Source organism: Amycolatopsis camponoti, assembly GCF_902497555.1.
Classification (GTDB): domain Bacteria; phylum Actinomycetota; class Actinomycetes; order Mycobacteriales; family Pseudonocardiaceae; genus Amycolatopsis; species Amycolatopsis camponoti.
In genome coordinates this window covers 742,718-755,635 of the sequence record NZ_CABVGP010000003.1, presented here as the reverse complement: position 1 = coordinate 755,635, position 12,918 = coordinate 742,718, and the positions used below count along the sequence as shown (strand labels likewise).

The 12,918-nt window shown below is 69.8% G+C and carries 14 protein-coding genes; 6 read left to right on the top strand and 8 right to left on the bottom strand.

Annotated features, from left to right (window positions below):
- Position 1: 1 nt before the first annotated feature.
- Positions 2-709 (bottom strand): leucine-rich repeat domain-containing protein, encoded by a 708-nt coding sequence (locus AA23TX_RS40035; protein ID WP_155548163.1) that lies wholly within the window; start codon positions 707-709, stop codon positions 2-4.
- The gene (locus tag AA23TX_RS40030) at positions 706-1,545 is read right to left on the bottom strand and encodes a helix-turn-helix transcriptional regulator (RefSeq protein ID WP_155548162.1); all 840 of its coding nucleotides are present in this window, start codon (positions 1,543-1,545) and stop codon (positions 706-708) included. Before AA23TX_RS40030 ends, AA23TX_RS40035 begins: the two co-directional genes overlap by 4 nt.
- Positions 1,546-1,665: 120 nt before the next feature.
- Between AA23TX_RS40030 and AA23TX_RS40025 the strand changes: the two genes are divergently transcribed.
- Positions 1,666-3,054, top strand: coding sequence for an MFS transporter (locus AA23TX_RS40025; RefSeq protein ID WP_155548161.1), 1,389 nt, complete (start codon positions 1,666-1,668; stop codon positions 3,052-3,054).
- Here the strand turns inward: AA23TX_RS40025 and AA23TX_RS40020 are convergent.
- From AA23TX_RS40020 to mug, 5 genes are all read right to left on the bottom strand, one after another.
- Positions 3,044-3,337, bottom strand: a complete 294-nt coding sequence (locus AA23TX_RS40020) for a GlsB/YeaQ/YmgE family stress response membrane protein (RefSeq protein ID WP_155548160.1) — start codon at positions 3,335-3,337, stop codon at positions 3,044-3,046. The genes AA23TX_RS40025 and AA23TX_RS40020 overlap by 11 nt on opposite strands.
- A 148-nt stretch (positions 3,338-3,485) precedes the next feature.
- Positions 3,486-3,761 (bottom strand): GlsB/YeaQ/YmgE family stress response membrane protein, encoded by a 276-nt coding sequence (locus tag AA23TX_RS40015; RefSeq protein ID WP_155548159.1) that lies wholly within the window; start codon positions 3,759-3,761, stop codon positions 3,486-3,488.
- 134 nt (positions 3,762-3,895) lie between these two features.
- Positions 3,896-5,731, bottom strand: coding sequence for an acyl-CoA dehydrogenase (locus AA23TX_RS40010; RefSeq protein ID WP_155548158.1), 1,836 nt, complete (start codon positions 5,729-5,731; stop codon positions 3,896-3,898).
- A gap of 138 nt (positions 5,732-5,869) precedes the next feature.
- The gene (locus AA23TX_RS40005; protein WP_155548157.1) at positions 5,870-6,655 is read right to left on the bottom strand and encodes a response regulator transcription factor; all 786 of its coding nucleotides are present in this window, start codon (positions 6,653-6,655) and stop codon (positions 5,870-5,872) included.
- Positions 6,656-6,940: 285 nt separating this feature from the next.
- Positions 6,941-7,501, bottom strand: coding sequence for a G/U mismatch-specific DNA glycosylase (gene mug / locus AA23TX_RS40000; protein WP_155548156.1), 561 nt, complete (start codon positions 7,499-7,501; stop codon positions 6,941-6,943).
- Between the two features lie 124 nt (positions 7,502-7,625).
- Between mug and AA23TX_RS49815 the strand changes: the two genes are divergently transcribed.
- Positions 7,626-7,802: a hypothetical protein gene (locus AA23TX_RS49815; protein ID WP_196425799.1), complete on the top strand. Its 177-nt coding sequence runs from the start codon at positions 7,626-7,628 to the stop codon at positions 7,800-7,802.
- Here the strand turns inward: AA23TX_RS49815 and AA23TX_RS39995 are convergent.
- On the bottom strand, positions 7,743-8,369 hold the full coding sequence (locus tag AA23TX_RS39995) for a VanZ family protein (RefSeq protein WP_155548155.1): 627 nt from the start codon (positions 8,367-8,369) through the stop codon (positions 7,743-7,745). The genes AA23TX_RS49815 and AA23TX_RS39995 overlap by 60 nt on opposite strands.
- A 288-nt stretch (positions 8,370-8,657) precedes the next feature.
- Between AA23TX_RS39995 and AA23TX_RS39990 the strand changes: the two genes are divergently transcribed.
- From AA23TX_RS39990 to AA23TX_RS39975, 4 genes are all read left to right on the top strand, one after another.
- Positions 8,658-9,131 (top strand): GNAT family N-acetyltransferase, encoded by a 474-nt coding sequence (locus AA23TX_RS39990; protein ID WP_155548154.1) that lies wholly within the window; start codon positions 8,658-8,660, stop codon positions 9,129-9,131.
- A 53-nt stretch (positions 9,132-9,184) separates the two neighbouring features.
- Complete coding sequence (locus tag AA23TX_RS39985; protein WP_155548153.1) at positions 9,185-10,264, top strand: Gfo/Idh/MocA family protein; 1,080 nt, start codon at positions 9,185-9,187, stop codon at positions 10,262-10,264.
- A gap of 51 nt (positions 10,265-10,315) precedes the next feature.
- Complete coding sequence (locus AA23TX_RS39980; RefSeq protein ID WP_155548152.1) at positions 10,316-11,095, top strand: alpha/beta fold hydrolase; 780 nt, start codon at positions 10,316-10,318, stop codon at positions 11,093-11,095.
- 114 nt (positions 11,096-11,209) lie between these two features.
- Complete coding sequence (locus AA23TX_RS39975) at positions 11,210-12,904, top strand: bifunctional metallophosphatase/5'-nucleotidase (RefSeq protein WP_155548151.1); 1,695 nt, start codon at positions 11,210-11,212, stop codon at positions 12,902-12,904.
- The last annotated feature ends 14 nt before the right edge of the window (positions 12,905-12,918 follow it).

Below are 12,918 nucleotides of genomic sequence, written 5' to 3'. Positions count from 1 at the left end.
GTCAGCGAAGGACCATGCACCCCGCCTCCTCGAAGTCGCGCAGCCACGCCGGCTCCCGGAAGTGCTTGTTCCACCGCAGATCCAGCTTGTCCAGTTTGGACAGTCGAGCCATCGACGACGGCAGGGTCTCCAGGAGGTTCTCCCGCAGGTCCAGCTGACGCAGCTCGGTCAGCGAACCGATCGACGCGGGCAGCGACGTCAACCGGTTGCCCCGCAGGTGCAGCTCCCGCAAGGCACCGAGCGTGCCGATCGACTCCGGCAGCGCGGTCAGCTCGTTGCGGTACAACCGGAGTTCGCGCAGCGAAGAGAACCCGGACAGATCCGACGGCAACGCGGTGAGCCGGTTGTCCGTGCAGCCCAGGTACCGCAGCCGGCCCAACCGGCACCACGCCGGAGGGAACGCCGTCAGCCGGTTGTCACTGACGTACAGGTACTCGGTGAGCCCGGCCAGCTCGCCCAGCTCGTCCGGCAATGACTCGAACCGGTTGTGCGCCAGGTCCAGCGTGTGCACCGAAGAGAGTGCCGAAATCCCCGGCGGTAGCGAAGAAAGCCGGTTCGTCGCGAGGTTGAGCACCTCCAGCCCGGTGTGCTCCCACAACGACGCGGGCACCGTCGAAAGGGAGTTCTTGTACAGGTCGAGCCGGGTCACCCCCGGTGGCAGCGAGGGAAACGACGTCAGCCCCCGGCCGCTCAGCTCGAGTGCCGTCATGACGGCCGCCGCGTCGAAGGCAGCAACGCCCAGCTCCCGGCATCGTCCGGAGTGGACACCTGGATCCGCAGTCCCGGCGCTTCGGACACCGCCAGCTCGGTCAACCGGAGGTTCAGCCGGCCGGCCCGCGGGTGGTTCAACCGCCGCAGCCGGGCCTGCGGCTCCGCGACCTCGTGCCGCGCCCACAGCCCGGCGAACTCCGGGCTCAGCGCCGACAGCCGCCGGATGTCCTCTTCCCAGGACGGATCGCCGACGTGCCTGCCGTACTCGGTGCGCATCCGCGCGACCATGTAGGGGACCTCCTCGTCGTAGTTCAGGAGGAACCCCCGCGCGTTCGGCTCGGTCACGCAGCACCACAGCAGGTTCTTGTGCAGGCACGGCAGGCTGTGCCACTCCCAGAACAGCTCCTCCTGGGCCGCGTTCGACTCCAGGATGTCGAACCGGCCGTTGACCACCGTGGCGGGCAGCGGATCGAGGGCGCGCAGCACCTCGAGCACCGTGTCCGGCACCAGCTCCACGGTCGACGGCAGCCGCGACGGCGTCAGCTCCGCCAGCCGGTACAGGTGCTCCCGCTCCGGGTGGTCCATCCGCAGCGTGCGCGCCACCGCGTCGAGCACCTGCGAGCTCGCGTTGATCGGCCGCCCCTGCTCCAGCCACGTGTACCAGGTGACGCCGACGCCGGCGAGCAGCGCCACCTCCTCCCGGCGCAACCCGCTGAGACGCCGGCGTGGGCCGGGCGCGAGGCCGACCTCCTCCGGGCCGATCCGCGCCCGGCACGCCTTGAGGAACGCGCCGAGTTCCTCCCGGCGGCTCGTGCGGACCTGGGTCTGGGTCATGCGGACATGGTGCCGGAGGGGTACGACAGTTTCTGGACTCAGCCGGCGACGCTGGTACTCCCAGCACCAGCATCAGCAGGCTCTCTCCGCGCGTCGCCAGGGAAAAGCAGGCTCGGAGCCATGACTCTGACCACCCCTGTACCGGCCGGCCCGGCCACGGACCGGGCAGCCCGGCCGGACCGGCGGCCGTGGTTCCTGCTGGCCGTCCTGCTGCTCGGCCAGTTCATGGCGCTGCTCGACGTCACCGTCGTGAACGTCGCCATGACCGGCATCCGCACCGACCTGCACACGTCCGGCGCCGCGCTGCAGCTCGTCGTTTCCGGCTACACCGTGGGCTACGCGATGCTGCTGATCACCGGCGCCCGCCTCGGCGAGCTGTTCGGACGGCGACGGCTGTTCGTCACCGGCACGATCGCCTTCACCGTCTGCTCGCTGCTGTGCGGCCTCGCGCCGGGTGCGGCGCCCCTGATCGTCGCCCGGATCGCCCAGGGCGCGGGCGCCGCGCTGATGATGCCGCAGGTCATCAGCGTCATCCAGGCGCAGTTCACCGGCGCCGCGCGGGCCAAGGCGCTCAGCGCGTACACCGCCGTCATCTCGGTCGCGTTCGTGGCCGGCCAGGTGCTCGGTGGCGTGCTCGTCGGTGCCGACCTCTTCGGCGCGGGCTGGCGGCCGATCTTCCTGGTGAACGTCCCGATCGGCGTGCTCGTCGCGGTGTTCGCGCTGAAGCTGCTGCCCGGCGGCGCCGCGAAGGCCGGCCGCCGGCTCGACCTCGCCGGACTCGCGATCGCCGTGCCGGCCGTGGTCCTCGTCGTGCTGCCGCTGGTGCTCGGGCACGAAACCGGCTGGCCCGCTTGGACGTACGGATCGATCGCCGTGGGGGTTCTGCTGGCCGTGCTGTTCGTGGTCGTGGAACGCCGCGTGCGCGACCCGCTCGTCGACCTGGCCGCGCTCAAGATTCGTGGTGTCGCGCCGGGTCTGGCCACGCTCGGGGCGGGCGTCGCGTCCTACGGCGGCTTCCTCTTCTGCGTGTCGCTGCACCTGCAGTCGGGCCTCGGCAAGACGGCGATGGCCGCCGGCCTGGCGATGGCGCCCGGCGGTGTCGTCTTCGGCCTGTGCGGGTTCTTCTGGAACCGGCTGCCGCGGCGGGTGCACGCCTGGCTGACCCCGTGCGGTTACGTGGGATCCGCGATCGCCTACGCGCTGCTCGCCCTCGGGAGCGACGGCGGCGCGCTGTTCTTCGTGGCCCTGCTGCTGTTCGGGCTGTCGATGGGCCCCGCGTTCGGCTCCCTGATGGTGAACGCGCTGACGCACGTCCCGCTCGAGCGCGCGGCGGACGTCAGCGGTCTGCTGACCACCACGCTGCAGCTGGGCCAGGTCGTCGGCGTGGCCACGTTCGGCAGCTTGTTCCTGACGCTCGCCGTGACGTCGTCCGCGACCGCGCTCACCACGACGATGACCTGCGCCGCCGTGCTGCTGCTCGCCGGCGCAGGCCTGGCCGTCAGGCGGTAGTGCGGCTGCCGCCCTTGACCTTCGCGTAGATCGCCGAGGCCGCGATGACCCCGACGACGGCGGCGACGATCTGGAAGATGTGCCGGATCCAGTCGATGCCGGACGTGTCCTTGACGCCGAACACGCCCGCGAGCCAGTTGCCGATGAACGCGGCCACGATGCCGACGACGATGGTCAGCCAGATCGGGATCTTCTGGTCGCCCGGCGCGAACAGCCGGCCGAGCACGCCCAGGATCAGGCCCACGATGATCGTCGAGATGATGCCCCAAATTCCGCCGAGCACTGCTGCCTCCTCCGATAGCGCAATAAGCGCCACGGTGGCACCGATCCCGGCGCGTCGCCCGCGCAGACCCCCGAAGGAGTGAGGGCGAAAAAGATCCGGCCCGGCTCGCCTCCGAAGGCGAACCGGGCCGGATCGGCCTGGGCGGTGCTTACCTCGTCACGCCACGGCGTCCGTAGGCGCCGGCGGCGATGCTCACCCCGATGGCGGCCAGGACGACCTGGGTGAGGACCTCCAGCCAGTCGATGCCATTGGTGTCGGCGTACCCGAGCCCGCGCGCGATCGCGGTGCCGATGAAGGCGGCGATGATGCCGATCACGATGGTCAGCCAGATCGGGATGCTCTGCTTGCCGGGGGCGACCAGCCGGCCCAGAACACCGATGATCAGCCCGACGATGAGTGCGCTGACGATGCCGGCAACAGTCATCACTTGCTCCTCTCAAGGATCCGCGAACCCGGCCACTCGGGTCCGTCGGACTCGGTGAGCGGAGTGCCCGCACCGCCGGACCCTGAAACGCGAAAAGGGCTCTCCTCACGTGAGGAGAGCCCTTTTCGTGACCATCAGAAAGCAGCTTCGTCGAGCTCCATCAGCGCGTTGTCGGCGGCTTCGACGATCGCGCGGCGAGCCGTCAGCTCCGGCAGCACCTGCTTCGAGAAGAACGACGCCACGGCGATCTTGCCCTCGTAGAACGGGACGTCCTTGGCGGACGCGCCCGCGTCGAGCTTCGCGATGGCGACCTCGGCGTGCTTGAGCAGCTGCCAGCCGATGAGCAGGTCGCCGACCGACATCAGCAGGCGGACCGTGTGCTGGCCGACCTTGTTGATGTTCTGCGGGTCCTCCTGCGACGTCGTCAGGTAGCCGATCAGCGAGCCCAGCATGCCCTGGGTGTCCTCGAGGGCCTGCTTGAGCAGCCCGCGCTCGTTCTTGAGCCGGCCGTTGCCCGCCTCGGACTCGATGAACTTGGTGATCTCGCCGGCGACGAAGGCCAGCGACTGGCCCTTGTCGCGGACGATCTTGCGGAAGAAGAAGTCCAGCGACTGGATCGCCGTGGTGCCCTCGTACAGCGAGTCGATCTTGGCGTCGCGGATGTACTGCTCGATCGGGTAGTCCTGCAGGAAGCCGGAACCGCCCAGCGTCTGCAGCGACTGCACGAGCTGCTCGGTGGCGCGCTCGGAGCCGACGCCCTTGACGATCGGCAGCAGCAGGTCATTGACGCCGTGCGCGACCTTCTGGTCACCCTCGCCGGTCCACAGCTGGTCCTGGAAGGACGCCGTGTACAGGTAGACCGCACGGAGGCCCTCGGCGTACGCCTTCTGGAGCATCAGCGAGCGGCGGACGTCCGGGTGGTGCGTGATGGTGACGCGCGGGGCGGCCTTGTTCAGCATGTTCGGCAGGTCGGCGCCCTGGACGCGCTCCTTGGCGTACTCGAGCGCGTTGAGGTAACCCGTCGACAGCGTCGCGATGGCCTTGGTGCCGACCATCATCCGGGCGTACTCGATGACCTGGAACATCTGCGCGATGCCGTCGTGGACCTCGCCGAGCAGCCAGCCCTTGGCCGGGGTGCCGTGCTGGCCGAAGGTCAGCTCGCACGTCGTCGAGGCCTTGATGCCCATCTTGTGCTCGACGTTCGTGACGTAGGCGCCGTTGCGCTCGCCCAGCTCGCCGGTCTTCGAGTCGAAGTGGAACTTCGGGACGAGGAACAGCGACAGGCCCTTGGTGCCCGGCTTGGTCTCGATGCCGGGACCCTCGGGGCGCGCCAGCACGAGGTGCATGATGTTTTCGCTCATGTCGTGCTCGGCCGAGGTGATGAACCGCTTCACGCCGTCGATGTGCCAGGAGCCGTCCTCCTGCTTGGTGGCCTTGGTGCGGCCCGCGCCGACGTCGGAGCCGGCGTCCGGCTCGGTCAGCACCATCGTGGCGCCCCAGGCCCGGTCGATCATCAGCTGGGCCCAGTGCTTCTGCTCTTCGGTGCCGTTCTTGTTCACGATCATCGCGAAGTTCGGGCCCGCCAGGTACATGAACAGCGGGGCGTTGGCGCCGAGGATGAGCTCGGACGCGGCCCACTGGACCGTGGGGGGCAGACCGAAGCCGCCGAGGTCGTTGGTCAGGCCGAGGCGCCACCACTCGCCGTCGAGGAGCTGCTGGTAGCTCTTCTTGAACGACTCGGGGATCTTGACGCTGAAGGTCTTCGGGTCGTACACGGGCGGGTTGCGGTCGGCGTCGGCGAAGGACTCGGCCAGCGGCCCGGTCGCGAGCTTGTTCAGCTCGGACAGCACACCGCGGGCGGTCTCTTCGTCGGACTCGGCGAGCACACCCTTGCCCAGGCGCTCCTGCACGCCCAGGACCTCGAAGAGGTTGAACTCCAGGTCTCGGACGTTGCTCTTGTAGTGGCCCATGTCGTCACTCCAATGTGTTCGGCTCCCCGGCCGGGCACACGTCGCCTTACTCGCCGGTAACTTCAGGATATTACCTGCGGGTAACTGGAGCAAGCAGATCCGCACTTCCGAGTAGGGAAATCCGGGTCTCTTCAGGGGTCAGCGCTGCCCCGGAAGGGCCGTTGTGTCGGCTGTCACGGGCACGTGACCGTCCTCGGCCCGGGCGACCAGTATCCCGCCCCGGAAGGCGATCGTCACGGCGTGTGTCCGGTCCCGCGCGGACAGCTTGCGCAGGATGCTCTTGACGTGGGTCCGGACCGTCTCGACGGACAGGAACAGCAGCTTCGCGATCGCCGAGTTCTCGAGACCCTCCGCGACCAGCTGCAGCACCTGGTACTCGCGCCGGGACAGCGGCATCCCGCCACGCGGCCCCGGGGGGCTGTCGTGGGCGAGGTCGCCCTTCGGCACGGTCGACCGCTTCGGCCGGGCGGTGAGCGCGGCCAGCGCCGGGTCGATGTACCGGCGTTCGGTGTGGGCCCGCCGGATCGCTTCGGCGAGGCGTCGCGAGTCGATCGACCGCGGCACGATCGCGTGCGCGCCCGCGGCGATCGCGGTCGCGAGGTACTGCTGCGTGCGGTTCGTGTCCCGGATGAGCGTGACGATGATCAGCGCCGGGTCGCCGGCGTTGAGCAGCTTCGTCAGGTGGCAGTTCGGGTCGAGTGCCGAGTCGAGCACGACGACGTCCGGTTTCACCTGCTCGCACAGCTGCAGCGCCGCGTGGTGGCTGGCCGCCTGGCCCGCCCAGTGCAGCCCCTGGCTGCGGTGGACGAGCGCCGCGAGACCGTCGCGGAAGATCGGGACCGGGTCGACGACCGCCACGCCGAGACTTCGCCCGCCGGGTCCGGCCGGCCCGGTGGGCCTGCGGGTGGGCTCGATGCCGTGCATCGTGGGCCTCCGTCTCTGCGCCGTCACTCTGGGGACGCCTGACGCGACCCCTCGGTTCACGCGTCCGGCACCGTCCGGTCCCCCCTGCCGGGACCGGCCAAAAGTGACTCCTCCTGCTTGGTACGAGTCGCGATTGCGCAGCTCATGACGCCATCTCCCCCTCATGGCCTAATCGCTCAGTCACAGCAAACTCTGTGTAGAAATCCCTGGAGGGAAGTGGGCTCGACCGGGCGGGAAAGGACCTGATGGGGCGGTTGGCGCTACTGAGGGTGGCCCGCCTCTTGTTCAACGATTTCGACGACCTTCGGATGCGGTCCGCAGCCGCGCGAACTCCACCGCCAGCCCGGCCGGCGTCCAGTGCGCGTTCAGGCCGCTCGGGTTCGGCAGCACCCACACGTGGGTGTCCCCGATCCGGTGCTCCTGCGGGCCGACGCGCGCCTTCGGGAAGCCGAACGCGGTCCGGTAGGCGGTGATCCCGACGACGGCCAGCCACCGCGGCCGGCACTCGAGCACCTTCGCCTCCAGGAGCTTGCCGCCCTCGCGGAACTCGTCGGCGGTCAGCTCGTCGGCGCGGGCGGTGGTCCTGGCGACGACGTTCGTGATGCCGAGCTTCAGGTCGAGCAGCTGTTCCTGCTCGCTCGGCTCGTAGCGCCGCGGCGTGAACCCGCCGGCGTGGAGGGCGGGCCAGAAGCGGTTGCCGGGGCGGGCGAAGTGCAGCTTCAACGCGCCGGAGTAGAGGCCGGGGTTGATGCCGCAGAAGAGGACGTCGAGGCCGGGGGCGATGACGTCCGGGATGGTCGTGTCCTGCGCGGCGGCCAGCTGGTCCTTCGTGGGTCGGGTGCTCACCGGTCCAGTTTCCGGCACGCCGCCGAGAATTCACCGGCCTCCCGTCGCTGGGGGTGGCGAAGTGACCACAGACCTGCGTAACCTGTTGTGATCTCCCGCACAGCGCCGTACCGAGGAGGATTTCGTGCAGCTTCCGATCGTCCTCGGGCTGGTCGCGCTCGTCTTGGCCGTCGCCGCTCTCGTGGTCGTCCTCGAGGATCGCCGGGCCGCCAAGCGGGCCGCCCTGCAGCGGAAGGCGCGGTTAGCGCGTCTCGGCGAAGTGGACCCGCTCGCGCCGGGCCGGCTGCACGCCGATCGGTGAACGCAGGACCGCCAGCAGCAGCGCTCCGAACACCCAGCCGACGCCCGCGCCGAACGTGTTGTTCATGAGGTCGTCCACGTCGAAGATGCGGTAGACGTACGGCGCCGTCCCGAAGTTCGCCGTGACCTGGGTGAACTCGATCGCCAGTGACGCGGCGAAGCCGATCAGGACCGTGCCGGTGAGGCCGCGGCGCCACAGCACCCGGGCGAACACCCCCAGCGGGACGAACAGCAGCACGTTCAGGCACGCCTGCTGGAACGTCTGCGTCATGAACCACTGCGACCCGTGCTTGAGCATCTCCGTGTGGATGTCGGTGATCCACTGGAACGGGTGCAGCTGCGCGGTCTGGCTCAGCCGGCGCGCGCCGGGGCCGGGCAGCGGCAGGAAGACGACCGCCAGGGTCATGCAGCCGTACAGCAGCACCGCGCCGGTCGTCGCGATGCCGCGCGGGCGCAGGCCACCGTGCCGGGCCAGCTGCGTGATCAGCTGCGGCACCAGCACGACGGTCCACAGGGCGAGGAAGCCGATGAACCCGTACTGCAGGGCGGTGACCTGTGCGTTCGTCATGCCACCGACGTTATGGATCTTGACCGGCCGTCACTTCGGTCGAAGAGCCGGACCCCATCGGCCACCCGGCCGACCGCGGCCCGCCGATCGGTCAGTCGTCTTCGCGTTCCTCCGAGCGCTCGGCCCGCCACGCGCTGAACACCGTGCCCCCGATCAGCAGCACGACGACGGCCAGCACCACGAGTACGACCTCGATGCCCATACTTCCCCCAGTTGCCGGATCGATCGCCACATCGCGCGCGCGTTAATGGGTGTTACCGAACCCTCGGTGCGTGCGAGTGTGCCCGAATGGTCCACGTGCGACGGCTGACCCCCGACGACGTCCCCGCGCTGCGCGAAATCCGGCTCCGCGCGCTGGCGGACACCCCCGAGAACTTCGGCTCGCTCGTAGCGGTCGAACGCGCCAAGCCGGACGACGACTGGCGAGCCTGGCTGATTGACCGGGCCTGGTTCGCCGCGTTCGACGGCGACGACGCCGTCGCGCTCGTCTGCGGCTGGCCCGCGGAACGGGAATGGCTGGTCTACTCGATGTGGGTTGCGCCACAGGCTCGCGGCCGCGGAGTCGCCGCGGACCTCATGGGAGCCGTCCGCGAAGCGGCCGAAGAAGCCGGCGCGGAAGCGATCGGACTGCACGTCTTCGAGGGGAACGACCGCGCGCGACGCGTCTACGAGCGACTCGGCTTCGTCCTCACCGGAGAGTCCGAAGTCATAACCGGAAAAGGGAGACGTAACCGGATGCGGCTTGCGCTGACCCGGGAATGACCACGACGCTCGGCACGTCGAAGTCTTGTACAGGGGCCACGAAAGGAACGCTCATGGCACCGCTCCGGGTCGGCATCGTCGGGCTCAGCGCGAACGGCGGCTGGGCCGCCACCGCGCACGTGCCCGCGCTGGCCGCGGTGGACGGCTACGAGCTCCGCGCGCTGAGCGGGAGCAGCGCCGAGTCGGCGCGGGTGGCCGGGGAGAAGTACGGCGTACCGCTGACCTTCGGCGACGCCGGGGAGCTGGCGCGGCACCCGGAGGTCGACCTGGTCGTCGTCGCGGTGAAGGTGAGCGAGCACCGGGCGCTGATCGAGCCCGCTTTGGCCGCCGGCAAGCAGGTGCTGAGCGAGTGGCCGCTCGGCGTGAGCCTGGCCGAAACCGAGGCACTGGCCGAAGCCGCTCGAGGGAAGCCGACCGCGGTCGGCCTGCAGGGACGGTCCGCGCCCGCGTTGCGCTACCTGCGTGACCTCATCAAGGACGGGTACGTCGGCCGTGTGCTCTCGACGTCGTTGATCGGCTCGGGCGGCAACTGGGGACCGTCGGTCCGGGCCGGGCGCGACTACCAGCTGCACCCCGAAAACGGGGCGACCATGCTGACGATCCCGTTCGCGCACACCGTCGACGCGTTCGACATGGTCCTCGGCCGGTTCGCCGAGCTGTCGGCGACGATGGCGACCGTCCGGTCGCGGGTGCGCGACGAGGTCACCGGCGACTCGGTCGCGATGACCGCGCCGGACCAGATCGCCGTCAGCGGCGTGCTGAAGGGCGGTGCCGTCGCGTCGCTGCACCTTCGCGGCGGCTCGTCGCCCGCCACAGACTTCCACTGGGAGATCAACGGCACCGAGGGCACGCTGGTCGTCACCGCCGCGGACCCGTTGTTCTGGATCGCGAAGCTGACGCTGCGCGGCAGCCGGACCGGCGTGCAGGAGAAGCTCACCGTGCCCACCCGCTACGAGCTGCCGCAGCTGGCCGGACGCAGTGCCGAGCCGTCGTACAACGTGGCGCACGCCTACGCCCGGCACCTCAAGGGCGACCTGCCGGACTTCGCGCACGCACTGCGCGTGCACCGCGTTCTCGACGCCGTCCAGCGGTCCGCCGACGCCGGGACGCGGATTCACCCGGACGCAGAGTAACTGTTACCGACGGTAGTAGCTTTTCCGCTACGGCCGCCTTACTCTCGGGTAATGGACGACGTTGTCTACGACCGCGCGGGCCGGGGCGAGCCGCTGGTGCTGATCCACGGCATCGGCCACCGTCGTCAGGCGTGGGCGCCGGTGTTTCCGCTGCTCACGCCGCATCGTGACGTCATTGCCGTGGACCTGCCGGGCTTCGGCGAGTCGCCCGAGCCGTCCGGCGGGTACGGCGTCGAGCCCGCGCTGGTGATGTTCAAGGAGCTGTTCACCGAGCTGGGCCTGGACCGCCCACACGTCGCTGGGAACTCCCTCGGCGGCCTGCTGTCCCTGGCGCTCGGCCAGGCCGGGCTCGTCCGCAGCGTCACGGCGTTGTCGCCGGCCGGCCTGTGGAACCGGACGCAGAAGATGTACGCGATCGCCACGCTCAAGGCCCACCGCGCGCTCGCCCAGTGCACGCCGCCGCACGTCGTGCGCCGCATCGCCGCGACCCCGGCCGGGCGCCGGGCGCTGGTCGGGATGATCGTCGGGAAGCCGGGCCTGCTGACCCCGGACGCCGTCGTCGAGGACGCGCACGCGCTCGCGACCGCGCCGGGCTTCGAGCCGACCGCCGCGCAGTCCCGCGGGGACTTCCGCTTCACGGGCCCGGTCACCGGCGTTCCGGTGACGATCGCCTGGGCCGAGCACGACCGGATCCTCGCCCGCCCCCGCGTCGCCGACCTGCGGAAGGTCGCTCCCAAGGGGACGTTCCGGCTGCTGCCGGGCTGTGGGCACGTGCCGATGAACGACGACCCCGAACTCGTCGCGCGGGTGTTGCTCGACGGAAGCCGTTAGGTGACATTCGCTTTACGTCCGTCTTTTGACCCTGGTCGGTGACTGCTTCGCGAGGCAGAATCCTCCGCCGTGCGCCCGTTTGGGGACCTTGGGCGCGAATCGGAGGAAACACGCATGAGGCTTTCAACCCGGCTCGTGGTGCTCGCCGCGGCCGCGCTGGCGACGACCGCGGTGACCACCGCGCCCGCGTCCGCGGGCCAGCGCCCGGACCCCACCACCGACGTCCGGATCATCGGGTTCAACGACCTGCACGGCAACCTCGAGCCGCCGGCCGGCTCCAGCGGTCGCGTCCGGCAGTCCGACGGGACCACTGTGGACGCCGGCGGTGCCGCTTACCTGGCGACGCACGTGAAGCAGCTTCGCTCGCAGGTGCGCGACTCGTTCGTCGTGTCCGCCGGCGACAACATCGGCGCGTCGCCGCTGACCTCGGCGCTGTTCCACGACGAGCCGACCATCGACTTCCTGAACATGCTGGGCGTCAACGCGTCCGTCGTCGGGAACCACGAGTTCGACGAGGGCTACAAGGAACTGCAGCGCATGCAGTTCGGCGGCTGCCACCCGACGGACGGGTGCCAGTTCGAGAAGAGCTTCAGCGGTGCGAAGTTCCCGTTCCTCGGGTCCAATGTGTACTTCACCAACGGACTGCCCGCGCTGTTGCCGTTCACCGTCAAGTTCGAGGGCGGCGTGCCGATCGGTGTCATCGGCGCCACGCTGAAGGACCTGCCGTCGGTCGTCACGCCGGAGGCGATCAAGGGCCTGAAGTTCGGTGACGAGGTCGAGGCGATCAACCGCACCGCGAACCTGCTCGACTTCTTCGGCGTCAAGGCGCAGATCGTGCTCATGCACCAGGGTGACAGCACCGAGCTCGAAGGCCCGAACGACTGCAAGGTCCTGCCGGGCCCGGCCACCGCGATCGCGAAGGCGGTGACCCCGAAGGTCGACGCGATCTTCACCGGCCACAGCCACCAGCAGTACAACTGCGTGATCAACGACCCGGCCGGCCAGCCGCGCCCGGTCATCCAGGGCGCGTCCTTCGGCCGGCTGCTGTCGGTCGTCGACCTCAAGATCAACCTGAAGACGCGCGACGTCGTGCGGTCGCAGACCAAGGCGTTCAACGAGATCGTCACGCGGACGGTCACGCCGGACCCGGCCGTGGCGGCGCTGGTCGCCGACGCCGTGGCGAAGTCCGGCCCGATCGCGAACAAGCAGATCGGCACCATCACCCAGGACCTGAAGGCCGCGGGCAACGCGGCCGGCGAGTCGGCCCTCGGCGACGTCATCGCCGACGCGCAGCTCGCGGGCACGCAGTCGAACAGCGCGGTCATCGCGATGACCAACCCGGGCGGCATCCGCGCCGACCTGAACTACGCGTCGTCGCCGGCCGGTGAAGGCGACGGCGTGGTGACCTACGGCGAGGCGTTCACCGTCCAGCCGTTCTCGAACATCATGCAGACGATCACGCTGACCGGCGCGAACCTCAAGAACGTGCTGGAGCAGCAGTGGGCGCCGGGCGTGAACCCGAAGTTCCTGCAGATCTCGAGCTCGCTGCACTACAGCTGGTCGGCGTCCGCGGCGCAGGGCTCGCGGGTCTCGAACATCACGGTCAACGGCACGCCGGTCGACCCGGCGGCGACGTACCGCGTGTCGGTGAACAACTTCCTCGCCGCCGGCGGGGACGGCTTCACCGAGTTCACCAAGGGCACGAACCTGGCCGGCGGACCGGTGGACCTGGACGCGCTGGTCGCGTACCTGGGCGCCCACCCGAACCTGGCCCCGCCCGCGGCGGACCGGGTCACGCAGCTGCCGTGATCCGGTTTTTCCAA

What these genes read in the sequence shown, in the direction of transcription:
- AA23TX_RS39975 (WP_155548151.1), top strand. Translation starts at nt 11,210, where the DNA reads ATGAGGCTTTCAACCCGGCTCGTGGTGCTCGCCGCGGCCGCGCTGGCG.
- AA23TX_RS40010 (WP_155548158.1), bottom strand. Translation starts at nt 5,731, where the DNA reads ATGGGCCACTACAAGAGCAACGTCCGAGACCTGGAGTTCAACCTCTTC.
- AA23TX_RS40025 (WP_155548161.1), top strand. Translation starts at nt 1,666, where the DNA reads ATGACTCTGACCACCCCTGTACCGGCCGGCCCGGCCACGGACCGGGCA.
- AA23TX_RS40005 (WP_155548157.1), bottom strand. Translation starts at nt 6,655, where the DNA reads ATGCACGGCATCGAGCCCACCCGCAGGCCCACCGGGCCGGCCGGACCC.
- AA23TX_RS40015 (WP_155548159.1), bottom strand. Translation starts at nt 3,761, where the DNA reads ATGACTGTTGCCGGCATCGTCAGCGCACTCATCGTCGGGCTGATCATC.
- AA23TX_RS39990 (WP_155548154.1), top strand. Translation starts at nt 8,658, where the DNA reads ATGGTCCACGTGCGACGGCTGACCCCCGACGACGTCCCCGCGCTGCGC.
- AA23TX_RS40035 (WP_155548163.1), bottom strand. Translation starts at nt 709, where the DNA reads ATGACGGCACTCGAGCTGAGCGGCCGGGGGCTGACGTCGTTTCCCTCG.
- AA23TX_RS40030 (WP_155548162.1), bottom strand. Translation starts at nt 1,545, where the DNA reads ATGACCCAGACCCAGGTCCGCACGAGCCGCCGGGAGGAACTCGGCGCG.
- AA23TX_RS39980 (WP_155548152.1), top strand. Translation starts at nt 10,316, where the DNA reads ATGGACGACGTTGTCTACGACCGCGCGGGCCGGGGCGAGCCGCTGGTG.
- AA23TX_RS39995 (WP_155548155.1), bottom strand. Translation starts at nt 8,369, where the DNA reads ATGACGAACGCACAGGTCACCGCCCTGCAGTACGGGTTCATCGGCTTC.
- AA23TX_RS39985 (WP_155548153.1), top strand. Translation starts at nt 9,185, where the DNA reads ATGGCACCGCTCCGGGTCGGCATCGTCGGGCTCAGCGCGAACGGCGGC.